Origin of the sequence: Xanthomonas sp. WHRI 1810A, from assembly GCF_040202885.1 — a bacterium.
Classification (GTDB): Bacteria; Pseudomonadota; Gammaproteobacteria; order Pseudomonadales; family Pseudomonadaceae; genus Aquipseudomonas.
Map to the genome: position 1 here is coordinate 1 of NZ_JBEGED010000079.1, position 500 is coordinate 500.

Annotated in this window: 1 pseudogene; it reads right to left on the bottom strand. The window is 57.2% G+C overall.

Annotation, left to right across the window (positions count from 1 at the left end):
• Window positions 1-17 precede the first annotated feature (17 nt).
• A pseudogene (locus ABQX22_RS26830) lies at window positions 18-500 on the bottom strand (DEAD/DEAH box helicase); the annotation flags it as partial.

Here is a 500-nt window from a genome sequence, read left to right on the forward strand (position 1 = left end):
CATGGTTCTCGTAGTCGTCAATTGCTGGACAAGAAGGTTTTCCGTAGCCAATCCATTGCGTCATCGAGATCGAGGTTCGAGCTGGCATAGGACACTTGAAGCAAGTGAGGCGAAAGCAGACTGTCCCATTTTTGGCTGGCCAGATTTTTCGCGCCTGCCAATAGCACTTCAATGGATGGGGTTGGTGCAGCGGCAATCGCCTTGAGCGCTGTCTCGATGTTCTCAAGGGCATTCGGACCCCGCGTGATCTCGACCCCCAGTCGGCTACCCTGAGCCTTGAAGTTCCTGGCATTGAGCAAGCAAGCGATTGCATCGTTGGCCGCGTCGCCCAGCCAAGTGAGAAGCAGGATGTCGCTTCCCCTATCCAGAAAGAGTTGATCATCCAAGCTGTGTACTTGGTGCGCATGCGCAAGGCGATTCGAAGACGCTGTATCCACAGCAATGGGCGCGCAAGGCGGTGCGGCTGGGGGACGTGGCCGCTTTACGTGGGCGCCGCGTGG